23 protein-coding genes and 4 tRNA genes are annotated in these 24,686 nt (G+C 29.8%); 9 read left to right on the top strand and 18 right to left on the bottom strand.

The genetic code is table 11. The features are described from left to right. Positions 1 to 486 (top strand): hypothetical protein (locus tag FGQ49_RS02305; RefSeq protein WP_171020558.1); only part of this gene is annotated, 486 nt, incomplete at its 5' end. A 21-nt stretch (positions 487 to 507) separates the two neighbouring features. Here FGQ49_RS02305 and udp read toward each other — a convergent pair. Together udp and FGQ49_RS02295 are read right to left on the bottom strand one after the other, a co-directional pair. Then, entirely contained in the window at positions 508 to 1,281 is a 774-nt protein-coding gene (gene udp / locus FGQ49_RS02300; RefSeq protein ID WP_347559322.1) for a uridine phosphorylase, read from the bottom strand. A gap of 20 nt (positions 1,282 to 1,301) precedes the next feature. Then, on the bottom strand, positions 1,302 to 1,838 hold the full coding sequence (locus FGQ49_RS02295) for a TIGR00730 family Rossman fold protein (protein WP_138268297.1): 537 nt from the start codon (positions 1,836 to 1,838) through the stop codon (positions 1,302 to 1,304). Positions 1,839 to 2,048: 210 nt separating this feature from the next. Here FGQ49_RS02295 and FGQ49_RS02290 point away from each other — a divergent pair, with 210 nt between their 5' ends. Further along, the gene (locus tag FGQ49_RS02290) at positions 2,049 to 2,507 is read left to right on the top strand and encodes an S-ribosylhomocysteine lyase (RefSeq protein WP_138268296.1); all 459 of its coding nucleotides are present in this window, start codon (positions 2,049 to 2,051) and stop codon (positions 2,505 to 2,507) included. Positions 2,508 to 2,531: 24 nt separating this feature from the next. Here the strand turns inward: FGQ49_RS02290 and secA are convergent, their stop codons facing one another. Continuing rightward, positions 2,532 to 5,027 (bottom strand): preprotein translocase subunit SecA, encoded by a 2,496-nt coding sequence (secA, locus tag FGQ49_RS02285; RefSeq protein ID WP_138268295.1) that lies wholly within the window; start codon positions 5,025 to 5,027, stop codon positions 2,532 to 2,534. Positions 5,028 to 5,248: 221 nt separating this feature from the next. On the opposite strand from secA, the gene dcd reads away from it, so the two are divergent. Beyond that, positions 5,249 to 5,770, top strand: coding sequence for a dCTP deaminase (dcd, locus tag FGQ49_RS02280; RefSeq protein WP_138268294.1), 522 nt, complete (start codon positions 5,249 to 5,251; stop codon positions 5,768 to 5,770). A gap of 166 nt (positions 5,771 to 5,936) precedes the next feature. On the opposite strand, the gene FGQ49_RS02275 is transcribed toward dcd, so the two are convergent. The 6 genes from FGQ49_RS02275 to asnS all read right to left on the bottom strand — a co-directional run bounded on the left by FGQ49_RS02275 (position 5,937) and on the right by asnS (position 11,872). Further along, complete coding sequence (locus FGQ49_RS02275) at positions 5,937 to 6,578, bottom strand: acyltransferase family protein (protein WP_138268293.1); 642 nt, start codon at positions 6,576 to 6,578, stop codon at positions 5,937 to 5,939. Between the two features lies 1 nt (position 6,579). Beyond that, positions 6,580 to 7,326 carry a D-alanyl-D-alanine carboxypeptidase family protein gene (locus FGQ49_RS02270; RefSeq protein WP_138268292.1) on the bottom strand — a complete coding sequence of 249 codons (747 nt, stop codon included), beginning with the start codon at positions 7,324 to 7,326 and terminating at the stop codon, positions 6,580 to 6,582. Next, positions 7,310 to 8,368, bottom strand: coding sequence for a D-alanine--D-serine ligase VanG (gene vanG, locus FGQ49_RS02265; protein WP_138268291.1), 1,059 nt, complete (start codon positions 8,366 to 8,368; stop codon positions 7,310 to 7,312). The genes FGQ49_RS02270 and vanG overlap by 17 nt, the downstream gene beginning before the upstream one ends. A gap of 170 nt (positions 8,369 to 8,538) precedes the next feature. Beyond that, the gene (locus tag FGQ49_RS02260; RefSeq protein ID WP_138268290.1) at positions 8,539 to 9,387 is read right to left on the bottom strand and encodes a patatin-like phospholipase family protein; all 849 of its coding nucleotides are present in this window, start codon (positions 9,385 to 9,387) and stop codon (positions 8,539 to 8,541) included. A gap of 269 nt (positions 9,388 to 9,656) precedes the next feature. Next, positions 9,657 to 10,466, bottom strand: a complete 810-nt coding sequence (locus tag FGQ49_RS02255; protein WP_138268289.1) for a Cof-type HAD-IIB family hydrolase — start codon at positions 10,464 to 10,466, stop codon at positions 9,657 to 9,659. A gap of 14 nt (positions 10,467 to 10,480) precedes the next feature. Further along, a complete protein-coding gene (gene asnS, locus FGQ49_RS02250) occupies positions 10,481 to 11,872 on the bottom strand; it encodes an asparagine--tRNA ligase (RefSeq protein ID WP_138268288.1) in 1,392 nt (463 codons plus the stop codon). Between the two features lie 239 nt (positions 11,873 to 12,111). Here asnS and FGQ49_RS02245 point away from each other — a divergent pair. The 4 genes from FGQ49_RS02245 (at position 12,112) to FGQ49_RS02230 (ending at position 12,465) form a co-directional block, all read left to right on the top strand. Beyond that, positions 12,112 to 12,185 (top strand) — tRNA-Gly (locus tag FGQ49_RS02245). Between the two features lie 14 nt (positions 12,186 to 12,199). Continuing rightward, positions 12,200 to 12,276 (top strand) — tRNA-Arg (locus FGQ49_RS02240). Between the two features lie 31 nt (positions 12,277 to 12,307). Continuing rightward, positions 12,308 to 12,384, top strand: a tRNA-His gene (locus FGQ49_RS02235). 6 nt (positions 12,385 to 12,390) lie between these two features. Then, positions 12,391 to 12,465 (top strand) — tRNA-Gln (locus FGQ49_RS02230). 234 nt (positions 12,466 to 12,699) lie between these two features. Here FGQ49_RS02230 and rpoN read toward each other — a convergent pair. From rpoN to FGQ49_RS02180, 9 genes are all read right to left on the bottom strand, one after another. Then, the gene (rpoN, locus tag FGQ49_RS02220; protein ID WP_138268287.1) at positions 12,700 to 14,064 is read right to left on the bottom strand and encodes an RNA polymerase factor sigma-54; all 1,365 of its coding nucleotides are present in this window, start codon (positions 14,062 to 14,064) and stop codon (positions 12,700 to 12,702) included. Positions 14,065 to 14,246: 182 nt separating this feature from the next. Continuing rightward, positions 14,247 to 15,299: a zinc-dependent alcohol dehydrogenase gene (locus FGQ49_RS02215; protein WP_138268286.1), complete on the bottom strand. Its 1,053-nt coding sequence runs from the start codon at positions 15,297 to 15,299 to the stop codon at positions 14,247 to 14,249. Positions 15,300 to 15,326: 27 nt separating this feature from the next. Then, positions 15,327 to 16,490: an iron-containing alcohol dehydrogenase gene (locus FGQ49_RS02210; RefSeq protein ID WP_138268285.1), complete on the bottom strand. Its 1,164-nt coding sequence runs from the start codon at positions 16,488 to 16,490 to the stop codon at positions 15,327 to 15,329. A 42-nt stretch (positions 16,491 to 16,532) separates the two neighbouring features. Next, positions 16,533 to 17,411, bottom strand: a complete 879-nt coding sequence (locus tag FGQ49_RS02205; protein WP_138268284.1) for a class II fructose-bisphosphate aldolase — start codon at positions 17,409 to 17,411, stop codon at positions 16,533 to 16,535. Between the two features lie 60 nt (positions 17,412 to 17,471). Then, the gene (locus tag FGQ49_RS02200) at positions 17,472 to 18,353 is read right to left on the bottom strand and encodes a PTS system mannose/fructose/sorbose family transporter subunit IID (RefSeq protein ID WP_138268283.1); all 882 of its coding nucleotides are present in this window, start codon (positions 18,351 to 18,353) and stop codon (positions 17,472 to 17,474) included. 12 nt (positions 18,354 to 18,365) lie between these two features. Next, positions 18,366 to 19,115 carry a PTS mannose/fructose/sorbose/N-acetylgalactosamine transporter subunit IIC gene (locus FGQ49_RS02195; protein ID WP_138268282.1) on the bottom strand — a complete coding sequence of 250 codons (750 nt, stop codon included), beginning with the start codon at positions 19,113 to 19,115 and terminating at the stop codon, positions 18,366 to 18,368. A gap of 23 nt (positions 19,116 to 19,138) precedes the next feature. Then, positions 19,139 to 19,636, bottom strand: coding sequence for a PTS system mannose/fructose/N-acetylgalactosamine-transporter subunit IIB (locus FGQ49_RS02190; RefSeq protein WP_138268281.1), 498 nt, complete (start codon positions 19,634 to 19,636; stop codon positions 19,139 to 19,141). Between the two features lie 46 nt (positions 19,637 to 19,682). Next, a complete protein-coding gene (locus FGQ49_RS02185) occupies positions 19,683 to 20,084 on the bottom strand; it encodes a PTS sugar transporter subunit IIA (protein ID WP_138268280.1) in 402 nt (133 codons plus the stop codon). 189 nt (positions 20,085 to 20,273) lie between these two features. Then, complete coding sequence (locus FGQ49_RS02180) at positions 20,274 to 23,006, bottom strand: sigma 54-interacting transcriptional regulator (RefSeq protein WP_138268279.1); 2,733 nt, start codon at positions 23,004 to 23,006, stop codon at positions 20,274 to 20,276. A gap of 202 nt (positions 23,007 to 23,208) precedes the next feature. Between FGQ49_RS02180 and FGQ49_RS02175 the strand changes: the two genes are divergently transcribed. Together FGQ49_RS02175 and FGQ49_RS02170 are read left to right on the top strand one after the other, a co-directional pair. Continuing rightward, entirely contained in the window at positions 23,209 to 23,742 is a 534-nt protein-coding gene (locus FGQ49_RS02175; protein ID WP_138268278.1) for a DJ-1/PfpI family protein, read from the top strand. A gap of 45 nt (positions 23,743 to 23,787) precedes the next feature. After that, the gene (locus FGQ49_RS02170) at positions 23,788 to 24,657 is read left to right on the top strand and encodes a radical SAM protein (protein ID WP_138268277.1); all 870 of its coding nucleotides are present in this window, start codon (positions 23,788 to 23,790) and stop codon (positions 24,655 to 24,657) included. The last annotated feature ends 29 nt before the right edge of the window (positions 24,658 to 24,686 follow it).

Raw genomic sequence — 24,686 nt, 5'->3', positions numbered from 1 at the left:
AAAGCAGAATCGTATACAATTCCTTTTCCTTTTATAGGAGTTCTAATATGTATTTTTATGGTTATGTGGCAAAGCGAAACTATAAATGACAATAGTAATATATTGTTTATACATACATTAATTTACTCCATTATTATTCTTATACCTTTTTTAATAACAACAATATTAAAAAAGATTAAAACAATAATATGGAAAAAAATAACTGTTTTTCTGTTTATAGTTGTAATTTCTTTTTGTACAGTATCACCACTAAATTATATACTTACATTTAGCGAACCTACTTATGAACAAGTAACAGTATTAGAAAAATACATGAGTTCATCATCTTATGATGATAGTTATTATTTTACAGTAATATTAAATGGAAAAACACAAGATGTATCAGTAAATGAAGAAATTTATGAAAATACAAAAATAAACGATAAAATAAATATATGTAACAAAGAAAGTATTTTTGGATATAAATATTTTACGGTACAAAAATAAAAGCAGTACATAATGTACTGCTTATTTATTATCATTTTTTATAAGTTCTCTTATTGCTTCAATAGCAACTTTTATAACTTCATTGGTATCATGAACCTGAACATTATCAAGTCCGGCTTTTTCTCTTTCTTGATTTGCTATTGCCAAAAAACAGGCTCCGCATCTTACTTTAAGATAACTTGCAACTATAAATAAAGCGGCACTTTCCATTTCACTTGCTTTGCAACCAAGCTTACACCAAGCATCCCACTTTGATAAAAGCTCATCTTTGTTTGGAAGAGTTTCGGGTCTATGTTGTCCATAAAAAGAATCTTTGCTTTGAACAACCCCAATATGATTTCTTATTTTAAGCTTGTCTGCTGCATTTTTAAGAGCCATAATTATTTCAAAATCAGCAACGGCAGGATACTCAATCGGAGCATATTCCTTTGATGTTCCTTCAAATCTTATTTCACCGCTTGCAATAACCATATCTCCACCTTTTACATCAAGATCCATTCCTCCACATGTTCCAACTCTTATAAAAGTATCCGCTCCACATACTTTCAATTCTTCCATTGCTATTGCCGCAGAAGGACCACCTATACCTGTTGAAGTAACGGAAACTTTTACTCCGTCAATCTCTCCTGTATAAGTAACAAATTCTCTTGAATCGGCAATAAGTTTTGGATTATCAAAATACTTTGCTATTTCCTTACATCTTTTAGGATCTCCCGGAAGAAGAACATATTTTCCTACTTCTCCCTTTTTTACACCTATATGGTATTGTTTTCCGCTACCTTCAGCATAATCAATCATATCCATATCCTCTCTTATTAATAATTTTCCAAATAATTAAACATATCATCTATATTATCAGTTACAAAAAATAAATCAAAAACTTTATCATTCATCATATTTTCACCTGACATTTTTTTCATAAATGAAAACATATCGTCAAAAAAATTATTATAGTTAAAAACAGCGATTGGTTTATTTATAATTCCTTTATTTTTAAGTACAAGAACTTCAAAAAATTCATCAAGAGTTCCTATTCCTCCGGGAAGAATAATAAATCCGTCACAATTACTTTCCATATAAAGTTTTCTAACACTCATATTTTCCTTTGAAATTAATGTAGTGCAATCTTTATATACAAATGTTTCCATGTCAGAATCGTCTAAAATTATTCCTATTGTCTTGCCATTATTATCATTTACTTCCTTTGCAAGTCCACCTAAAAGACCGTTTTTCCCACCGCCGAAAATTAAATCATGTCCTCTTTTTGCAAGAGTTTTTCCTATTTGTTTTGAAACTTCTATCATTTCTTTATCTAAATTTTTTGAATAAGAACCGTAAATACATATATTCATATTACCACCTCAAATTAATTATATAATATATAATAGATTTATTTACGTTTATATTAAGTTTTTAATAAAAATATATAAAAAATATAAATATAAGAATTTAAATGCACAAACTCTTTAACCAAACATATAAAAACAAAGTTTCTTTATAAGTGTTTATTTTTATATTATATGTTATTATATTTATATATTAAATTTTTCGGAGGAAATAAAATGGAAAAAATAGCAAGTTTTATGGTAGACCACACCGTACTTGAACCGGGAATATATTTATCAAGAGAAGACAAAGGAGTTATTACATACGACTTAAGATTTATAAAACCAAATACACCTCCTTTTCTTTCAAATGTAGCACTTCATACAATAGAACATCTTTGTGCAACATACTTAAGAAACTCTTCTTACAGTAATAATATTATTTATTTTGGACCTATGGGATGCAGAACAGGATTTTATCTCTTAACTTTGGGTTTAACACATAAACAAGTTATTGAAATAATAAAAGAAACAGTAAATAATTTATGTGAGTACGAAGGAGAAGTTCCCGGTAAAAGTGCTGTTGAATGCGGAAATTACAAAGAACTTGATCTTAACGAAGCAAAAACAGAATTAAAAAAATACAGAGAAGTCATAAAAAATTTAACTGAAGATGATATTTATTATGAAAAATAAAAAAGACACTTAATAGTGTCTTTTTTATTTGTTTCTTCCACAGCATTTTTTATATTTCTTTTTCGAACCACATGGACAAGGATCATTTCTTCCTATTTTGTTTTTATTTACAACAGGTTTTTTCTTTGCGGGTTTGTCAGGACTGTTTGTAAACATTTCTTTAGGAGCTTCGTTTACTATTTCTTCAACTTTTTTCATATGGAATAAATATTTTACCGTATCTTCCTTAATTACTTCGTTCATTTCTTCAAACATTGCAAAACCTTCTTTTGTATATGCTTGAACAGGGTCGATTTGTCCGTAAGCTCTTAAGTTGATACCTTGTTTTAATTGATCCATATTGTCTATATGTTCCATCCAATTTGAATCAACTACTTTTAATAATACAAGTCTTTCAAGCTCTCTTAATTCTTCAGTTGAAAATTCGTTTTCTTCTTTATATTTATATAATGCATAAACGCCGTCACTTATAATATTTTTAAGTTCATCAGTATCTGTTATGCTTTCATCAATATCAATATTTAAATCGAAAGTTGTAAATATATTTTCCTTGATTTTATCAAAATCCCAATTATCATTATAGCTTTCATTTGTTGTATAAGCATCAACAATATTTTCTATAACATAATCTATCATTTCATGAATTGCACTTGAAACATCTTCGCCCTTTAATACTTTCTTTCTTTGAGCATAAATAACTTCTCTTTGTTTGTTCATTACGTCATCATATTGAAGAACATATTTTCTTATACCGAAGTTTTTGCCTTCGATTTGTTTTTGAGCATTTTCAATTGTCTTTGTAAGCATTTTACTTTCCAAAGCTTCATCTTCTTCAAGACTTGTTCTGCTTGCAAAGTTTTGTATTCTTTCTCCGCCAAATAATCTCATTAAATCATCTTCAAGAGAAATAAAGAATTGAGAAGAACCGGGGTCTCCTTGTCTGCCTGCTCTACCACGAAGCTGATTATCAATTCTTCTACTTTCATGTCTTTCAGTACCTAATATATGAAGTCCGCCAAGTTCTTTTACACCTTCTCCTAAAACAATATCGGTACCTCTACCTGCCATGTTTGTAGATATTGTTACAGCACCCATTTGTCCTGCATCTGCGATTATTTCCGCTTCTTTTTCGTGATACTTGGCATTAAGTACGTTATGCTTAATTCCTTCTTTTTTAAGAAGTTTACTTATTCTTTCACTGTCTTCTATTGCTATCGTACCAACCAACACAGGTTGTCCTTTTTCGTGTCTAGTTTTAATTTCTCTTATAATTGCTTTATCTTTACCCTTCTTTGTAGTAAAGATTGCATCTTTCATATCAACCCTTATAAGAGGTTTATTTGTAGGAACAGGATATACATTCATATTGTATATTTCTTTAAATTCTTCTTCTTCTGTCTTAGCAGTACCTGTCATACCTGCAAGTTTATTAAACATTCTAAAGTAGTTTTGGAATGTTATTGTAGCTAAAGTTACGCTTTCTCTTTCAACTTTAACTCCTTCTTTTGCTTCAATTGCTTGATGTAAACCTTCAGAATATCTTCTTCCTTCCATTATTCTTCCGGTAAATTCATCTACAATTAAAACTTCACCGTCTCTTACAACATAGTCTCTGTCTTTAAACATTAAAGTGTTTGCTCTTAATGCTTGGTTAAGGTGATGTTGTAATTCCATATTATTTATATCAGAAAGGTTTTCTATATTAAAAGCTCTTTCTGCTTTTGCTATACCTGATTCAGTTAAGTTACAAGTTTTATCTTTTTCATCAACTGAATAATCTTCAGGTTTTAATGTTTTGATAAATGAATTAGCATCATAATATCTTCTTGTACTTTCATTTCCGCTTCCTGAAATAATAAGAGGAGTTCTGGCTTCATCTATAAGAATACTGTCGACTTCGTCCACTATAGCATAATTAAGCTCTCTTTGAACAGTATCATCTATTCTTTTAACCATGTTGTCTCTCAGATAATCAAACCCGAATTCATTGTTTGTTCCATAAGTTATATCTGCATTGTATGCAGCTTTTTTTTCGTCAAAGTCAAGTCCGTGTACTATCAATCCCACACTCATTCCAAGATAATTAAACATCTTACCGTTCCATTCGCTGTCTCTTTTTGCAAGGTAATCATTTACGGTTACTATATGTACACCTTTACCTTCAAGAGCATTTAAGTATGCGGGAAGAGTAGCCATTAACGTTTTACCTTCACCGGTTTTCATTTCTGCAATATTTCCTTGATGAAGAATAATACCACCAATTAACTGTACTTTAAAATGTCTAAGTCCCAAAACCCTGTCCGAAGCTTCTCTGACTGTGGCAAAAGCTTCAACCAACAAATCGTCCAAAGTTTCTCCGTTTTTTAATCTATCTTTAAATTCATTTGTTTTATTTTGAAGTTCTTCATCACTCAAAGATTTGTATTCATCAGACAAAGCATCTATTTTATCTGCAATTTTTTCAAGTTTTTTTATTTCTTTATTATCCAACGATTTTGCAACCGCTCCAAGTAATCCCATAATCTTCAATTCCTCTCTAATAAAAAGATTTTCGTAAATTATATTGTATCATAATATATCATGAAATATGTAAAATTTAAGTAATTTTTAATAAATTATGTATCTTATTTTAATGAAAACATTAATTATTAAATTATTCATATTGATAAAAAACATTTATATGATATACTGACTTTAAAATATAATTATTATACATTATACATCCTATCGGGAGGAAAACAATGATTTTATCGGGAAAAGAAATAGAAAAAAATATCGGAAAAGATATAATAATAGAACCTTTTGACAAAAATAAATTAAATCCAAACAGCTATAATTTATCTCTTTCAAACGAACTTTTGGTATATGACAATTACGTTCTCGATATGAAAAAAGAAAATAAAGCGCATAAAATAATAATACCAAAAGAAGGATTAATACTTGAACCAAATAAACTTTATCTTGGAAGAACAAATGAATTTACCAAAACCAATAAATTTGTTCCTATGCTTGAAGGACGTTCTTCTACCGGACGATTGGGACTTTTTATTCATGTTACGGCAGGATTTGGTGATGTTGGTTTTTCCGGTTATTGGACTCTTGAAATATTTTGTATCCAACCTATTAAAATATATCCAAATGTTGAAATATGCCAAATATACTACCATGATATTAAAGGAGAATACGAATTATATAAAAGCGGTAAATATCAAAATAATACGGGAATACAACCAAGCCTTATGTTTAAAGATTTTGAAAAGTAAAAAAGGAATACAAAGGTATTCCTTTTTTAATGATAGATTCTTTTATTTTACCTAAAGAGTTATTTTTATTTAAAATTTTCTTACATCTAAAGATATAATATTATTAATTCCCATTTTTTCACATACAGGCTTTAATAAAAAATAAGGACAATCAGAAATTATTACATCATCTTTTTTTCTTTCTTCTAAATAAAATACCTATCATTAAAAATATCGGTGCATAAAAAATACCGTTTCTTGTATAGTCGAAAAATTTGAAAAGAAAATCATAAAAACACTTTATGTATTTTACATTATATATAACTCCATAGTAACTATCTCCCAAAAGTCCCATAACATATAAAATCAACGTTATTACAAAAACCTGCTTTAAATTAAATTTTTTACTTAAAATAAATATCAATATACTTCCTATAATGACAGATGGCATATACCATAAATGATAAAATGTTCCGTCAAATAAAAACATTTTTAAAATACCGCCTATACTTTTAATATCTTCAAAACTGCCGGCATACAAATTTATTGGAATATATAATAATGTTGCAAGCAAATATAAAACAACAATTCTCTTTATAAAAGCCATTAATATATTTACACCATTAGAATATGTTAACACTTTATAAAGAACAAAATACCCTGATACCATTAAAAAAAACGGTACTGCAACACGAAACAATACATATGTAATATAAAAATCAAGACTTTCATTAAAAGAAGATAATGGAGAGATATGTATTGCAACAACCATAAACGCAGCAATTAACTTAAAAATATCAATTCCGCCATACCCTATTCTTTTTTCCATTTTAACTTCTCCAAACAGTAACAATAAAACCGTCAATATTGTTACCTGATATCGTATAAGAAATATTATTGGGTATATCTATATATCCGTCCTTTGCAAATGGAACATAAAATATTTCTATCAAATTATTAATGTCACTATAAAACAAACTTTTTTCTTTATGTTTAAAAGATTTAACATATTCGATATACTCTTCCAAACACAAATTTTCTTTTTCCATAATTAAAGAATGCGGATATCCAACATATCTAAAATGCCACGGTTCATAAGATATTCCAGTTGTTTTTTCTTTATTCTTTTTATACCTTTCTATAAAACCATATTTAACGGCTCTTTGTTTAAAAATTTTAAAAATTCCGCTGCTTGGAAAATCAGGTCTTATAAAATCAACATCTTCACATCTTTTACCTATATCAATAGCAAGCCCTGTTTGATGTTCACTACACATAGGATAAGCTACATATTTATTTGTAAAATTAACACCATTTTCTTTTATAGAACTTTCATAAATATTTTCTTGTTCTGTCAAGGTTCTAAAACCGCTTACATATACAAATTCATCTTTAACACCAATATCAAAAAGAAGCTCTTTAAGCATAAATGCCATTTTACTTTTTACATAAATACCATTTTCAAAATCTATATTTTTCATACCAGACTTTAAAGGTTCATTTTTTAAAGGGTAGTTTCTATTTACTAAAACCAGTTCACCGTCATAAACCATATCATTATTAATAAATAGTTTCATTACCGCCACCCATTTCAATAAGTGTATTTACAATTGCATCAAAATTTATACCTACACCTTTTAACATATTTGGATATCTGCTATGAAGGGTAAATCCGGGAATGGTATTTATTTCATTAAAATATATGTTGTTATTTTTATCTATAAACATATCAACTCTTGCAAAATCTTTGCAGTCTAAAATTTTATATATTTTTTCTGCTAAAGCTAAAACTTCTTTTTCAAGTTCATTATTTATTCTTGCAGGCAAGTGAATTAGTGATTTTTCCAGAGTGTATTTTTCGTTATAATCAAAGAACTTTCCTCCGGTTTCTATTTCATCTATCAAACCTGTAACAATTTTTTTATTACCAAGAATAGCTACCCCTACTTCAAATCCATCAATATTTTCTTCAATTACAACTTTATCATCATAACGAAAAGCTTCCTTTAATGCTTTATATAATCTTTCTTCACTTATTACTTTAGTAATGCCAAAAGACGAGCCTGATTTTAAAGGTTTTACAAACACAGGAAAGCCTACATCATCAATAAAATTTAAAATTTTATCTCTATCCTTAATATCATCTATCAATATACTACTTGGAACTTTACACCCAAAATCTTCAACTAGCTTATGAGCTCTATATTTATCCATACATAATGAAGAAGACAACACACCGCACCCAACAAAAGGAATACCTGTAAACTCTAAAAGACCTTGTATTGTTCCATCTTCTCCGTTCTTTCCGTGAAGAACGGGAAAAACAACGTCTATATGTTTAAAATAAACCTTATCTTCTTTTATATAATTAATCCCATTTGCATCCTTAGCCATAGGAAGAAAAACTTTATAACAAGTTTCATCATCAAACCATCTATCATCTTTTATTAGATTCACATCACCTTCATACAAATAACAATTTCCATTTTTCTTTATTCCAAGTAAATGAATATTATATTTATCTTTATTGATTGACTTAATAACATAGTAAGCACTTTCTAAAGAAACTTTATACTCAAATGAAGCTCCTCCAAAAACAACTAAAACATCTTTTTTCATAAATTCCACCTTCTAAAAATAATATAAAACTTTGCAAAGTATATAGTAATTCTGTAATATCATTATAAATTTTTAAAAGAATAAAATCTTGAAGCCTAGTTTAAGATGTTATTAAATTTTTTTAATAGTTATTAAGAAAAATTAATAAAAAAAGAACCATAAGGTTCTTTTTAATCAGATATAAAGTTTAATAATTTTTCATAAGCTTTTTTTGCATCATTATAACCAAGATTATACAATGCCTCAAGTTTATATTTATTTTTTTCAAGTCTTGTTATATCCAAACTTTCGCTTGGTCTTATAACAAAAACATTTCCCTTTTCCTCTTCTTCCTTAATTTTATCTAATGAATTATTATAATTAATATGTCTGTTTGCCATTGAATTTATAAAATTTGGATATTTTTTATATTTTATTTTCATTATAGGCAAAAGCTTATTTTTTTCTTTTCTATATCCATTAGGCTGAGTAAGCACAACAACGTTTTTTTCATTTCCATCTTTTATTGCTTTCTCAATAGGAATAGAATCTGCTATCCCTCCGTCAAGATATTCTTTCCCATCAACCTTAACAATCCTTGAAAGTAAAGGAAGAGAACTGGAAGCTCTGACATAAATAATATCTTTATCCATATCTTTAAGTTTTATATATTCAGCCTCCCCGGTCTTCATATTTGTAACAACAGAATATAAATTTCCTTTATATTCTTCAAAAGTTTTTTTATCAAAAGGATATAATTTGTTTGGAATATCTTCATATACCATTTTTACCCCAAAATAATCCCCTGTTGTAACAAGACTATAAAAACTCGCATACCTCTTATCATCAAGATAATCAACATTTACCCTGTAAGCCCTGTCTCTTTGTTTTGCAAGATAGGAACAAGCATGACAAATCCCTGCAGAAACTCCATAAGTATTTTCAAAATATATATCTTTATCAATAAAAAAATCCAAAACACCTGCAGTATAGACACCTCTCATACCGCCGCCTTCAAGAACAAGTCCACCTTTATACATAGCTACCTCCACGTTTGTTCTTATATTTTAACAGATATTATAACACCATTCTTTCATCTTTCAAACAACATAGAAACTTTTAAATTCAAAATATTTTATAATATCTTTTCCATAAATTTTATACATAATAATGTAATTTCAAGCATTAACATTATTAAAATCTAATATTTAATTACTCATTCAAACTTAGCTCTGTTTATATAAAGGAATTAATATACACTTATATAAGTTTAATTTAAGTATAATAAAAAAGGAGCATTACGCTCCTTTTAAAACATTCCCGTATACAACGTTCTCTCTATTATATTTTCTATAACATAACATACGGGATCGTTATTATTATCAAGATCCAAAACAACATCACTTGCTTCTTTTAGTTTTTTACTGCCGTTTGCAACACTTACACCAAGCGCAGCATTTTCAATTAAAGGAAGATCATTGTCACTATCTCCCACTGCGATAATTTCTTCTTCTTTTACATCTAATTTATCGGCAACTTCCATTAATGTAACAAATTTATCTATTCCTTTAGGATAAAAATCTATCAACACTCTGTAAGAAACACATCCCGTTATTGTTTCATATTCCTTTGATAATATTCTATTTACATCTTCTTCGGTTTCATAATATGCACAAATTTTAAATGGATTTGGAACATCTAAAATATCTTTTAATTTGATAAAATGAGCATCACCATTATTTGGACGCATTGTAGTAACGCAACTTTTATCTTCAGTTTCATACCACATTCCCATTTCATTTGTAACCACAAAAGATTTACATGTTTTTCTCAAATGTTCTACAAGACGTTTGTAATCTTCTTTATCAAAAACTTTTATAAAGTTTACTTCTCCCTTTGTATTAAAATAACTTATACCATTATCCGCAACATGATAACAATTATCAAGTTCAAGACTTTCGGCAATAGGAAGTACACCTTTATAATATCTTCCGCTTGATAAAACAACATACACACCTAAATCTTTACATTTTTTTATCGCATCTACGGTCTTTGGTGTTACTTGTTTTTTATCATTAAATAATGTTCCATCTATATCCAGCGCTAAAATTTTATACATATTTATCCCCTATCTTAAAATTTTGCATTATTTACTGTTCTTGGGAAAGGAATAACGTCTCTTATGTTTTTCATTCCTGAAAGATACATAACAAGTCTTTCAAAACCAAGTCCAAAGCCTGCGTGTTTTACTCCGCCATATTTTCTAAGGTCTAAATACCACTGCATACTTTCCTTGTTCATTCCAAGTTCATCCATTCTGTTTTCCAAAATATCAAGCCTTTCTTCTCTTTGACTTCCTCCGATAATTTCACCAACGCCCGGAACTAATAAGTCTACAGCAGCAACTGTTTTATTATCATCATTCATTCTCATATAGAAAGCTTTTATTTCTTTTGGATAATCTGTAACAAAAACAGGAGCTTTAAAATGCTTTTCTGTCAAATATCTTTCATGTTCTGTTTGAAGATCAAGTCCCCACTCTACAGGGTACTCAAATTTTTCTTTTGCATTTTTCAAAATTTCAATAGCTTCAGTATAAGTAATTCTTTTAAATGTTGAATTAACTATACCTTCAAGTCTTTCAATAAGTCCTTTATCTATAAATTTATTGAAAAATTCAATTTCATTTTTTGCTTTATCAAGTGCATAACTTATAACATATTTCATCATATCTTCTGCCAAATTCATATCATCATTTAAATCAGCAAAAGCAATTTCAGGTTCTACCATCCAAAATTCCGCAGCATGACGAGGAGTATTTGAATTTTCAGCTCTAAAAGTAGGACCAAAAGTATATACATTTTTAAATGCCATAGCATAAGCTTCTGCTTGCAATTGTCCTGATACTGTCAAATATGTTTCAGCAGAAAAGAAGTCTTTTGTATAATCAATATTATTTTCATCATTTAAAGGTGGATTTTTCATATCAAGTGTAGTAACTTGGAACATTTCACCGGCACCTTCACAGTCACTTGCAGTAATTAAAGGAGTATTAACATAAACGAAGTCTCTTGTTTGGAAAAATTCATGTATTGCATATGCAAGTAATGAACGAAGCCTAAATACTGCATTAAAGCTGTTTCCTCTTGGTCTTAAATGAGCAATCTCTCTCATATATTCAAAAGTATGTCTTTTCTTTTGAAGAGGATAAGAGTTATCACTATCTGCAAGAAGAGTAACACTAGTTGCTTTTATTTCAAAATCTTGTTTCATATCAGGAGTAACATTTAATATTCCCACAACCTTAACACCGCTGCAAGCATGGAATTTTGTTACCTCATCATAGTTTTCGATTTTATCTTTTTCTATAACAACCTGTACGTTTTTAAAATTGGTTCCATCGTTTATTTCCATAAAACCAAATTGATTTGAAGAACGAATTGTTCTAACCCATCCGTCGACAATAACTTCTTTACCGTCATACATATTATAGTTTTCAAATAAATGCTTTGTATTTATTTCCATAAATAATCTCCTTAAATCCCTAATTTATTTTATTATATCACAATTTATAATAAATAAAATTAAATTTGCATCACATATATTTATTAATGAATAAAACCCTTTTATAATAGGCAAAAACACTCTTTCATATTCGTGTATAATTTAATAAAAAAGAAATATTTAAAAATATTAAATATTTTTTTAAAAACGTGTTGACAAGATTAAAATTATGGGGTATACTATTTAAGCATTTGTGAGATGCGGGTGTAGCTCAGTGGTAGAGCCCTGGCCTTCCAAGCCAGTCGCGAGGGTTCGATTCCCTTCACCCGCTCCATTAATTTAAAATATGCGCCTGTAGCTCAGCAGGATAGAGCAACGGCCTTCTAAGCCGTGTGTCAGGGGTTCGAATCCCTTCAGGCGCGCCATAAAAACAAAAATAAACTTTGATGTTTGATGGTGATTGTAGCTCAGCTGGTTAGAGCGCTGGATTGTGGCTCCAGAGGCCGTGGGTTCGAATCCCATCTTTCACCCCAGAACACAGGGGTATAGCCAAGTCGGTAAGGCAACGGACTTTGACTCCGTGATCGTAGGTTCGAGTCCTGCTACCCCTGCCAAGCAGATAATTAATCGAATGAGCAATCATTCGATTTTTTTATTTTATATTTGTTTTTTATTTTCTACTTGATAAATATATTTTGTTGGTATATCATATTTTATAAATATAGGGGTATCGCCAAGTTGGTAAGGCAATAGATTCTGGCTCTATTATTCGCGGGTTCGAGTCCTGCTACCCCCGCCATAAAAAATCAAAACTTTTTTATAAAAAAGCAGAAGTTTTACTTCTGCTTTTAATCTTTTCTTCTTATTGTCGTTGGAGGAATACCCATTTGTCCCCTATATTTATTAACGGTTCTTCTTGAAATTACATACCCTTTTTCCTTTAACATTTTAGATATTTTTTCATCACTAAAAGGCTTCTTCTTATCTTCCTTTTCGATAATGATTTTTATTTGATTTTTTATTTCATCATCAGTGCATTCATTCGCATTTAATTCACTGCTACCACCAACTGTCTGTTTGAAAAAGGACTTAAGAGGGAATACACCTCTTTTTGTTTCTACATATTTTTCATTTACTATCCTGCTTACGGTAGAAACATTTATATCACACGCATTTGCTATATCAGACATTTTTAGAGGTTTTAAATTGCCATTTTTTAGAAATCCACCTTGAACCTTAAATATCTCTTCGGTAACATTAAGCATATTATCTTTTCGTTTTTTTACTGCACTTATTATAAACAAAGCCTTATCATAATGTTCTTTATAGAAACTCGATAAATCTTTGTCATTTACAAAACGACTCATTTCTATTAAAGAACTTTTATCCATTTGTATTGAAGGAGTGTTATCTTCAATTAATGATACTATAATTTTCCCGTTCTTTTCAACGACCCTAAGCTCAGGATATATGTATAAATTATCCTCATCTTCAATAAACTCACTAGCTATATTCAAGTTACAAGACTTTATATCTTCTATCAAATCATTAATATAATCTATGTCAAAACCTGTTTTTAAATGTATTGAATTTATTTTACCATAAGCTATATTTTCCATATAGCTGTTTAATAGTATAGAATGTTCTTCTTTATAAATTCCTTTTTCTTTAAGTTGTATTTCGATTCTCTCAATTGGGCTTTTAGCACAGACCCCACAAGGAGAAAAAGACTGTAAAATATTTATATATCTAATAATACTTTCTTCTTTTAAAGATAAAACAGAACTTACGGCTTTAGTATCTATATTCAAGTATCCTTTTGAGTCAACATCATTTATTAAATATTCCAAATAAAACTTATCGTCTTTATTTATATCTAAAAGCCCTACTTGAAATAATAAATTTTCTTTTAAAGTCTGTCCTGATAAATCCTTTACAATACTTTCGTTAAATCCGCTGTTAGAAGTGAAAACATAAAAGTTCCCGTCATCTTCCTCGCTTTCAGTTATTATAGATTCTTCCCTTTCCATAGATCCTGTAATATCTTTTTTTATGGGATTTTCATATTCTATAAAAATATTCAAATCAGCCTCATTTTCTATAAAAGAAGTGAGTTCAAAGACATTAAAATGTAAAAGTTGTATAGCCTGTTTCATTTCATGTGTCATTACTAGCTGCTGCTTTTGTTTTTGAGATTGCTCTAACTTTATCATAAGCCTTTCCTCCTAATACCATATATAACATATATTAAAATTTATTGCTACAAAATTAATTATAAAAACACACCAATTATTTACATAAGTTTATAACAGCACCAAAAGGAACTATTTTACATAGTTCCTTTGACAATTTTAATTTTAAAGTATTTATTATTTTTATTCGAACATTTTTATAATTAATCTTGAAGTAGTACGCTTACTCTATACATACCAGGTTTTGAAGCCATTTCAAAGGCTTTTTGCACATCATCAAGTTTAAATTTAGTTGGCTCAATAATTTTTGAAACATCTACGCTTCTATCACTTAACATTCTTCCAGCTGTGAAGAAATCAATTGAATCTGCTGCAAATGTACCGATTAGTTCAAGTCTCTTATAATGAACTAAGTTTGAATCAAACTCAAGCTGTGGAGCAGGATATCCGGCAGCAAAGAATAATACTCTTCCGTCTGTTGGTTTTAACATTTCAATAGCTTGATTATTTGCAAGTGTTAAACCTACAGCAACGATAACTGCATCGGCTCCTACACCGCCTGTAAGTTTTTTTACTTCTTCCACTGGATCACAGTTACCTGCATCGATAACTTCAAAGCCCATAGCTTTAGCAGTTTCAAGTTTCTTTTCCATTACTTCTGAAACAATAACTCTACATCCGTTTGCTTTTGCAGCTTGTGCATTAACAAGTCCCATTGTACCTGCACCTATGATTACTACATTTTCCATAGGTTTTACTCTTAATTTTTTAAGTCCTTTTACAACAGTTGCCAATGGTTCAAGGAAAGCAGCTTCGCTAGGAGATAAATCTTTACTTACTTTGATAACGCTTCTTGCATTTCTAACAGCATAATTTGCAAAACCAAAAGCACCTAAATAACCATCTTCTGTTCTTCCTGTTATAGAAGTATCACTGCAATGTAAAACATCACCTTTTCTACAAGATTCACATTCTCCGCATCCATCATAAGCCATTGCAACTCTGTCTCCGATTTCAAAATCCATTACTTTTTTGCCTTTTGCTACGATTGTACCAGAGCCTTCATGACCGCCTGCCATAGGATAGCCTTGATGTTCTCTAAGTCCTAACCATTGACCATAGTCTGTTGTACATATATTACAAGCTTCTTGTTTAATTAAAACTTGTCTATCTCCAAGTTCAGGTAAAGGTCTTGTTCTAACTTCTGCATGCCCTTTTTCTGTTAAAACTGAAAATTTCATTTCTTTTATGTCCATTTTATTTCTCCTTTTTACCATATAATTTTATTCTAAAGCACTTTTATAAATACTTATTACATCTTCTTTGCTTAGTGAAACGAATCCGCCTACATTACCGTTCTTTGTGCATTTTTCTGCCATTTCAACGATTTTTTCATCCCCTACGTTTACGTCTTTTAAACATGTAGGTTGTCCAACTGATTCAAAGAATTCTTTTGTTTTTGCAATACCTGCAAGAGCTGTTTCTTCAGGATCATCATAGTTTTGTCTGATTCCCCAAACCTCTACTGCATATCTTACAAAACGCATTACATCATGTTTATATACATATTTCATCCAATAAGGAAGAATAAGAGCAAGTGTTGTTCCGTGAGTAATTTTATATTCACCGCTAAGTTCATGACCTATCATATGAGCCCCCCAGCATTCGTCTCTGCCTACTCCTAAAATTCCGTTATGAGCAATTGTTCCAGCCCACATTATTTCTGCTCTTGCTTCATAATCTTTTGGATTTTTTAAAACTTTATATACATTGTCAATAATTGTTTTAATTGTGCTTTCACATAATCTATCAGTAAATTCAACATGTTTTGTGTTTGTAAAATATCTTTCAAAAACATGAGATATAATATCTACACAACCTGCTGTTGTTTGGAATGGAGGAAGAGAATATGTAAGTTCAGGATTCATAACTGCAAATACAGGTCTCATTCTTACATCATCAATGGCTCTTTTAGAATTACCGTTTGTTAAAATAGAAGATATACTTGATTCACTTCCAGTTCCAGGAATTGTAAGAACAACACCTACTGGCAAAGTATCGTTTATTGTTCCAACTCCTTCATAAATATCCCATACATCACCATCATAGAAAATACCTATACCAATTGATTTTGCAGTATCTATAACACTTCCGCCACCCACTGCCAAAATAAAATCAATGTTTTCTTTTTTACAAATGTCAATACCTTCTCTTACAAGTTCAACTTCGGGATTTGCTTTAACACCGCTTAATTCTATAAATTCTAAATTTTCTTCATTTAAAGAATTTACAACAGAATCGTATAAACCGGTTGTTTTTAAATAATCCCCGCCGTCATTTACAAATAAGACTTTTTTACCATATTGTTTTATTTCACTACCTACAGTTTTTTCGGTTTCTTTACCGAAAATAAACTTAGTATCACATAAAAAATTAAAGTTGTTCATAATATCTCCTTATATAGTTTATTTTAATCAATTTTTTATAAATTAAGCTTTTCCGTTTGAACCAAAAAGTTTAATGTAATGTTCTAAAGATTCAACAAAACCATCTTTTGCGGCAATTGAAATATCGCATAAATTAGCTTTTAAGTTACCAAATTCACCTTTTGAACCGTCTTGTTTCATACCGTCCCAATCAAAGTCAAGATATTTAACCATTGCATTTAATGCTGCTGTACTTAAGTCTGTAAATAAGTTAACTTTTTGAATACCTGTTTGTACTGCTTTTTGTAAGTTATCATCTCCTGTACCTGAACCACCATGTAATACAAGAGGAATATCAATTGATTTACTTAAATCATCTAATAATTCAAACTCTAAATGTGGAGTTCCCTTATATGTACCATGTGATGTTCCAACTGCAACAGCAAGACAATCAACACCTGTTAGGTCAATATATCTTAAAGCATCTTCTTTTTTTGTAAGACCAGCATCTCTTGTTTGCTCATATTCAAAGCCTTGTCCTACATGCCCAAGTTCAGCTTCAACAGAAACATCAGCACCATGGGCAATTTTTACAACTTCTTTTACTTCTCTTACATTTTCATCAAATTCAAGAGTTGATCTATCTATCATTACAGATGTGAAACCATATTTAATCGCATGAACAATCTCTTCAAAAGGACCGCCATGATCTAAGTTTAATGCTGCAACAACATGTGGGTATTTTCTTTCATAAAATCTTACGATATCCGCAGTTTCTTCAAGGAAAGGAAGTCCGGCACAATCTAAAATAATTGGAGAGTTTAATTTATCAGCAGCCTCGTAACAAGCTTTTACACTAATATCGTTATAAACATTTGGCGCCGCAACCCCATACTTTCCTTCTTTGGCTTTCTTTAAAATTTCATCCATTCTGACTAACATATCCGTCTAAATCCTCCTAAAAATTCATCTAATTTATCTATTATTTATATATGTATCTATTTAAAATAATCCTATCATTGCACCTAAAATTGATATTGCAACTATACCGATTGAAATAAGTCCATATTTTTGTGTTTTATTTTTAAGAATGTAATAAATACCAAATACAACACCAAGAGGTAATAATCCAGGAGCAATACTATCCAAGATACCTTGAATTGTCATTTCCGTGCCGCCAACTGTAAAGGCTATTGGAATAGTCAATTTAACGTAACTTGATGCTAAAGCACCCATCATGAATAACCCTAAAATAGCTGTACCTGAAATAAGTTCATTAATCCAACCAGATTGAAGAATATTCTTAACTGATTCTTTTCCAAGTTTGTATCCCATATTCCATAAATATTTACCAATTAAGAATGTAATGATTGTGAATACAAATGGAATAATCGCACCAAGAATACTACCTGTTATACCGAAAGTAACCGCAATACCTGCAATAATTGTTTTTAATGTGCCCCAGTCAATGGTATCTCCAATACCTGCAAGAGGTCCCATTAAGCCGGTTTTAATACCTGTAATTGCATTTTCTCTCATTTCTCTATCACCGTCATGAAGTTCTTCTTCCATGGCAATAGCCATACCGTGAATAGGTGTTCCCCATGTACCTTGAGTATTAAAGAAGTTTAAGTGATTTTTCAAAGCATAACTTAAATCTTCTTTTTTCTTATATAACTTTTTAAGAATTGGTATCATTGAATAACAAAATGGAATACCTTGCATTCTTTCATATGAGCTTGCAACTTCAACGTCAACCCACCATCTAAAAAATGCTTTATTAATATCTTTTTGTGTTATTTTTTCTGCTTGTTCTTCTTTATTTTCAACAACTTCATTAACTTCTTCGTTAACTAAATTTTTTTCCATATTTTCTTGTTTCATTTTAATCTCCTTTTAGGTTGTAGTATTTTGATTTTCTCTTCTTAAGAATATGATAAGTAATGCCATACATGTTCCGAATATTGCAGCTGCCATTACACTAATTTGTAAGTATTGAACCATAAAGAATCCTAAAATAAAGAATGGTAAATATGTTTTCTTTCCAATAATAAATACTGTAATAGCAAAACCAAGTGCAGGTAATACGCCGCCTGTAACTTCTAAACCATGAGTTAACCAAACCGGTATAGCCGCTAAAATATTTTCAACAACACCCGCTCCAAAATAATTAGCTAAAAATACAGGTGGGAATCTTAAGAAAAATCCTAAAATTAAAGGGAATAATATCGCACATCTTTCTATTCCTTTAATATTGCATTCTTCTGCATATTTATCTGCTTTATGAGCAAAACTTGCTTGAATTGTTCTTCTGATTTGATCTTGTAATACACCAAGTAAACCAAAAGGAATTGCAAGTGTAACTGCTGTTGCAGCAGGAATATCTGAAACTAAAGCTATTGGAATAGCAATAACTCCTGCTAAACTTTCATCTGCTGGAATATTTGCTCCGGCAGCAACCATACCAAGATATACCATTTCTAGAGATGCCCCTATAATCATTGCTTTTGCAACATCTCCATATATAAGACCAAAAGGCAGTGCCATAACGATCGGCTGACAAATCGCCCAGTGGAATGTATAACCTAATTTACTTTGACTAATCCAGTACCAAAGACCGGCTACAATCGCTAATGTTAATAACATAATTTTTTCTCCTTAATTATTTCTTATTTTTTTTCTTCGAATTTTTTAATCATATTTTCATAGTTCATTTTTGGTTCTTCAGGAATAATATGTATATTTATTTCAACTCCTGCATCATGAAGTTCTTTTAATTTTGAAACATCATCTTCATCAAATGATACTGCTCTTAAAATAACAGTTCTGCCCGGAGCACTTGGAAGTCCTCCAATTTGGATATTTTCAATATTCACTCCCTCATTTTTAAGTTCATAACATGTTTTAATATCTTTAAATAAAATTAATAAACTTCCGTTTCCAAGTTCATTTTCCATCCAGCCCTTTTTAGCATCTTCTACACTAAGTATTTCTACGCTAACGTCTTTTGGAGCTGCAGTTGTATAGATAATAGACATAAAGTCATCTTTTGCAAGTTCGTCATCAACGATGATTATTCTGTCCGCACCTGACATTTTTAACCATTTTGTTATTACCTGCCCGTGAATAAGTCTGCTGTCGATTCTAACAAGATTGATTTTTGCCATTTTTACCTCCTCCTTTTATTTTTACGAATAATGACAATATAAAAAATTAATTAAACATAAGATTTCTTAAATCTTTAATTCCTTGAAGAGATGAATCTTTTGCAATATTTACCAAATCTTTTAAGGAATTATTTTCTCTTGAAGCAATCGCTTCTATTAACATAGGTAAGTTTACACCGGTCAAGCATTCGATATTGTCAGAACCTTTTATATTCTTACCTGTTACGTTGCACGGACTTCCGCCAAGTAAATCAACCAATACAAGAACTCCGCTTCCATCATCAAGCTCGGCTGATTTCTTTGCTACCTTTTGTTCAAGTTCATTAATATCATCCCCATGATTTAAAGATAACGCATCTATTTTTTCTTGATGCCCGATAATTAACTCGCTGCTTTTTACTAATTCTATTCCGGCATTTCCATGTGTTACTACTAATATCCCAATCATGAATTTACCCCCTTTCATTTTTCTTTTATCATTTGCCATATATAATGCAAAAAGCGTGCCAACTTTTGTGTGTAATTAGAATTTATAAAAAAATAAGCCAAATAACAGGTATTTGACTTAAAAAAATTTTTAAAAAATTTTTTTTAATTACAGTGTGTAAGTTTTACTGTAAAATAATTTTACTGTGTATCAATGTAAAAGCTCTATTATATAAGAAATTTCATCCTTTGGTATAAAAATATTAAAATCTTCTTCGCATTTAAAGAAAGCTTCTTTTATTATTTTATACTCTTCTTTATGTTCTTCTATAAATTCTCCTGCATTAAGATGGGGAATAGATTCATTTTTTATGACTCTTTCAAGCATACATCCTGTATGCATAATAAATCTTAAAAATACATCTTTCCCCACAGAAAGTGCCAATTTAGAAAAGATATCATTAAAAGCGTCAATCAAAAGTACACTTGCTTTTTCATAATTTAAAAATGTAAGTATATTTTTTAAAGTTTCTTTAACAACTGTTTTATTAATAATTGTATCTTCTTGATTTTGAATATACTTTTGTCCATTTAACAACTGATGCAAAATACTTATTCCGTTTCCTACTATAAGTTCATTTATTGGAATAAATGGAATATTATTAATTTTTAAATCCACTGTTCCAACAACAGCTATAACATCGCTTATTCCTTTTTCTTCTAAAACCTTGTCAATATTGTCTGCACTTAATATATCCAAATGTTTTATTACTACATTATATTTGTTTACATCAATGGATTCTTTTATTATATTATCAATTTTTACTGCAACACCTTTTCCGGAAATACAGGTTGTTATAATTGTTTTTTGTTTTTCATAAGGTGCAGGTAAAACACTTATTTTACTGTGTAAATTTTGATAAATATTTTCTAAATCATTTTTTAAGGAAATTAGATCCGTATCTCTTAGGCTTGCCTTTCTGACAGCCTCTATAACAAGTAAGATAGACACCATTTCTACAGTACAAATATTCTTTCCTGTTTTTTTCATGGCCATTTCTCCCATCATATTAAGAGAACCCATATCTACAAGAAGAAGTACCCCTCTGCCCTCATCGGTATCATTTATCATATCGCAAAGGTTATTTAATGCAGTGCTTGTACTCATATCCATAGGCATATCCAAAGCTCTGCAATGGTGCGTATTTAATAAATTATTTACAAAATCAGCCATACTGCTTGCTGTAGAGTTTCCGTGAGCCATTACAATAACGCCTATATTACTTTTGTTTTCTATTTCTTCCGGCGCACATAAAAACATAGTTAAAAATCCAATTTCATGTTTTGGAATTTTTATACTCAAATCCTCTTCCAGTAAAGCAAAAATAAATTTGGCAATCTTTAGTTCCTTTGGATTATTTAGTACAATTTCATTTATCTTATCATTTTTTATGTATGTTCCGTTTGAAACTCTTGCAACCATGGAATTAATATGCATTATCATTCCTATTTTTATTCTGTCAGAAAGCTTTCTTCCAAGCTTCATTTCCGCAAATTGAATTGCATCTTCACAAGTTTCCAATACTTTAATATCAACAATTTTTAATAAACTTTCTTTGTGAATATCTCTTTCATCTATTTTGTATTTTTCAAAAATTTGATTGAAATATTCGTCCAAATCAGAATTTATTATATTGCTTATCTCCATGCTGCTTCTTCCCATTTTGATAAAATCGTTATATTTATCATTGATATGAGCAACAAGATTAGAATCACTATTTTGTTCTACTGCAAATTCTTTATTATTAAAATAATGATATTCTTCCGAATTTTTGATAAAGTCAATCAAATCATTTTTATTCTTTGAATATAAAAGACCTTCTTGTATATGTTCAGGAAGTATAGATGTACAAATTTCCACGTATTTTTTATTGTGCACTTTATAATCCAAAAAGCCTCTTGCACACAAAAGTTGAATATCAGCTTTAAGCTGTCCGACATTACCCTTACACTCATATAATAAAAGAGCAATCAAAGCATCTTTATGAACTCTTATGGAAACATCCATATTTGTCTGCTCACTTGACAATATGCTTTCTATAAGCTGCAATCTTTCAGATAAATGCCTTTCTTTTAACGAAGGGAGATTAATTGTAACAGGCATTCTTCTTAAAAAAGTTTGAAGCAAAGAAGCATTTATATCTTCGGTGGTTGCACCAATAATAAGAACATCTGCTTTTCTTTGTCCTCCTGTTTCTCCAAGTCTTCTAAATACATGCTTATCCATTAACATAAACAGTAATTCTTGACACTCGGGAGAAAGTCTATGAATTTCATCTAAAAAAAGAACTCCGCCGTTCGCTTCATCAATAAGTCCGCTTTTTTCTTTATCTGCTCCCGTAAAAGCTCCTTTAATATGACCAAAAAGCTGAGACATTACAAGTTGAGGATTTTCTGCATATTCAGCGCAGTTAAAAACAACAAATTTTGCATCGCTATCTATTGTCTTCATTTCCATTGCATATTCATATATTTTTTCCGCAAAAGTACTTTTTCCTGTACCTGTGGGACCTGTAATTAAAGTATGAAGCCCTCTTGGCGGATATAATACTGCTGACTTTGCCTGCTCAATATGAGATTTTAAAGATGAGTTAAAACCAATTAGATTTTTAAAAGGATCCATATCGTCTATATCATTATTTTTTTCGTTTATAAAATTATTGTATATTTCTTTTTCAACAAACTTTACAGGTCTTCCATCTAATTTTATAATTTTTTCTTCTTTCACAAGTTCGTTAAGATACCTACTTGTATTACTTCTATCAGCATTAATTAGCTCAGATATTTCACTGGCATCAAGACCAATATCTTCTACACTTTTTACATTTTCTCGTTCATATTGATATTTTCTTAAAATATCATATACTAACTCCTTTCTGTTCATAAGTTTACCTCTCCATTTTACACACTCGATATTCTATATATAATATAATACACACTATCTATATATAAATCAACAAATATATTTTATTCGTTTACACATATTAAATAAATATCATATACATAAAATCTATCCCCTATTATCAAGAATAAGTGATATAATATAATTATTAATATGATAATAATGATAAAGGAGATATATAAATATGAAAGTATGTATGGTAATAACAGACGGATTTGAAGAAGTTGAAGCAATCGGAACATATGCAATTTTAAGAAGAGGCGGAGTTGAAGTTGATATTTATTCACTACTTGATAAAGATGCAACAGGAAGATTCGGTCTTACATGCACAAATTTAAAACCTTTCTCAAAACTAAACGGTGATGATTACAGTGCTTTAATATTACCTGGCGGACCGGAATATGTTACAATAGAAGCAAGTAAAGAAGTACAAGCATTAATAAAAGAATTTAATGATAAAGATAAATTAATATGTGCAATTTGTGCTGGTCCTACTATTTTAGGCAGAGCTGGATACTTAAAAGACAAAAATTACACATGTTTTACATCAATGAATGAAGATTTTGGTGGAACATATGTTGATAAGTATGTTGTAAAAGATAAAAACTTTATAACAGGAAGATCTGCAGCAGCAAGTATTGATTTTGGATTTGAAATTCTAAAAGCGTTAGAAGGCGAAGAAAAAGAAAAGGAAATAAAAGAAGAAATATACTATTAAGAAGCTTCTTAAAGAAGCTTCTTATTTTAAAAAGAAGGAGATAATATGAGATACGAAGGAATTGTATACAGACCACCAAGCGAAGCATATAGCCTTATTGTTCAAGTAACAATAGGATGTTCACAAAACAGCTGTACTTTTTGCAGTATGTATAAAGATAAAAAATTCAGAATAAGAAATTTAAATTATATACTTGCAGATTTAAGCGAAGCAAGAAGGACATATGATAATGTAGAAAAAATATTTTTAGCTGACGGCGACGCACTATTTAGCGACATGGAAACTTTAAACGAAGTTCTAGATTATATAAAAGAAACTTTTCCGGAATGCAAGCAAGTATCATGTTATGCAACAGCAAAAAGTATTTTATTTAAAAAGCCAAGAGATTTAAGAGTATTAAAAGAAAAAGGATTAAAACTTTTATATATAGGACTTGAATCAGGAAGTGACACAATACTAAAGAAAGTTAAAAAAAGAACATCTGCAAAAGAAATGATAAAAGCAGCAAAACAAGCTAAAGATGCAGGACTAAAAATATCTGTGACTGTTATATCTGGTCTTGGAGGATGTGAATTATGGGAAGAACATGCCATTAAAACTGCAGAAGTTTTATCTGAAATGGATCCTGAATATATAGGGCTATTAACTCTTATGGTTGAAGAGGGTACAGTATTAAAACAACAAATTGAAAATGGCGAATTTAATTTATTGGAACCTAAGGATATTTTAAAAGAAACGAGATTATTAATTGAAAATCTAAACTGTTCAAATGCAGTATTTCGTTCAAATCATGCCTCAAACTATTTAAACTTAAAAGGTACTTTAAATAAAGATAAAGAAAATCTATTAAAAACCTTAGATGATGCAATAAATGGAGAAATAGCTTTAAAAGAGGAATATTTAAGGGGTTTATAAAAAAAATATAGACTTTTATATTTTTTATG

This window comes from Anaerofustis stercorihominis, from assembly GCF_005844425.1.
GTDB classification, from domain to species: Bacteria; Bacillota; Clostridia; order Eubacteriales; family Anaerofustaceae; genus Anaerofustis; species Anaerofustis butyriciformans.
Note: the sequence above shows the minus strand (reverse complement) of the source record. Positions and strands in the feature narration are given on the sequence as shown.

Bases quoted from the DNA above. Each gene is read 5' to 3' on its own strand.
- FGQ49_RS02180 (WP_138268279.1), bottom strand. From the start codon at position 23,006: ATGAACAGAAAGGAGTTAGTATATGATATTTTAAGAAAATATCAATAT.
- asnS (WP_138268288.1), bottom strand. From the start codon at position 11,872: ATGGAAATAAATACAAAGCATTTATTTGAAAACTATAATATGTATGAC.
- vanG (WP_138268291.1), bottom strand. From the start codon at position 8,368: ATGAAAAAAGATGTTTTAGTTGTTTTTGGAGGAGCTTCATTTGAGTAT.
- FGQ49_RS02175 (WP_138268278.1), top strand. From the start codon at position 23,209: ATGAAAGTATGTATGGTAATAACAGACGGATTTGAAGAAGTTGAAGCA.
- FGQ49_RS02215 (WP_138268286.1), bottom strand. From the start codon at position 15,299: ATGGACATAAAAGAAATGAAATTTTCAGTTTTAACAGAAAAAGGGCAT.
- FGQ49_RS02260 (WP_138268290.1), bottom strand. From the start codon at position 9,387: ATGTATAAAGGTGGACTTGTTCTTGAAGGCGGCGGTATGAGAGGTGTC.
- FGQ49_RS02275 (WP_138268293.1), bottom strand. From the start codon at position 6,578: ATGGAAAAAAGAATAGGGTATGGCGGAATTGATATTTTTAAGTTAATT.
- FGQ49_RS02295 (WP_138268297.1), bottom strand. From the start codon at position 1,838: ATGAATATATGTATTTACGGTTCTTATTCAAAAAATTTAGATAAAGAA.
- FGQ49_RS02200 (WP_138268283.1), bottom strand. From the start codon at position 18,353: ATGAAACAAGAAAATATGGAAAAAAATTTAGTTAACGAAGAAGTTAAT.
- FGQ49_RS02195 (WP_138268282.1), bottom strand. From the start codon at position 19,115: ATGTTATTAACATTAGCGATTGTAGCCGGTCTTTGGTACTGGATTAGT.
- FGQ49_RS02255 (WP_138268289.1), bottom strand. From the start codon at position 10,466: ATGTATAAAATTTTAGCGCTGGATATAGATGGAACATTATTTAATGAT.
- rpoN (WP_138268287.1), bottom strand. From the start codon at position 14,064: ATGATAAAGTTAGAGCAATCTCAAAAACAAAAGCAGCAGCTAGTAATG.
- FGQ49_RS02185 (WP_138268280.1), bottom strand. From the start codon at position 20,084: ATGATTGGGATATTAGTAGTAACACATGGAAATGCCGGAATAGAATTA.
- secA (WP_138268295.1), bottom strand. From the start codon at position 5,027: ATGGGATTACTTGGAGCGGTTGCAAAATCGTTGGATAATAAAGAAATA.
- FGQ49_RS02210 (WP_138268285.1), bottom strand. From the start codon at position 16,490: ATGAACAACTTTAATTTTTTATGTGATACTAAGTTTATTTTCGGTAAA.
- FGQ49_RS02170 (WP_138268277.1), top strand. From the start codon at position 23,788: ATGAGATACGAAGGAATTGTATACAGACCACCAAGCGAAGCATATAGC.
- FGQ49_RS02290 (WP_138268296.1), top strand. From the start codon at position 2,049: ATGGAAAAAATAGCAAGTTTTATGGTAGACCACACCGTACTTGAACCG.
- FGQ49_RS02205 (WP_138268284.1), bottom strand. From the start codon at position 17,411: ATGTTAGTCAGAATGGATGAAATTTTAAAGAAAGCCAAAGAAGGAAAG.
- dcd (WP_138268294.1), top strand. From the start codon at position 5,249: ATGATTTTATCGGGAAAAGAAATAGAAAAAAATATCGGAAAAGATATA.
- FGQ49_RS02270 (WP_138268292.1), bottom strand. From the start codon at position 7,326: ATGAAACTATTTATTAATAATGATATGGTTTATGACGGTGAACTGGTT.
- FGQ49_RS02190 (WP_138268281.1), bottom strand. From the start codon at position 19,636: ATGGCAAAAATCAATCTTGTTAGAATCGACAGCAGACTTATTCACGGG.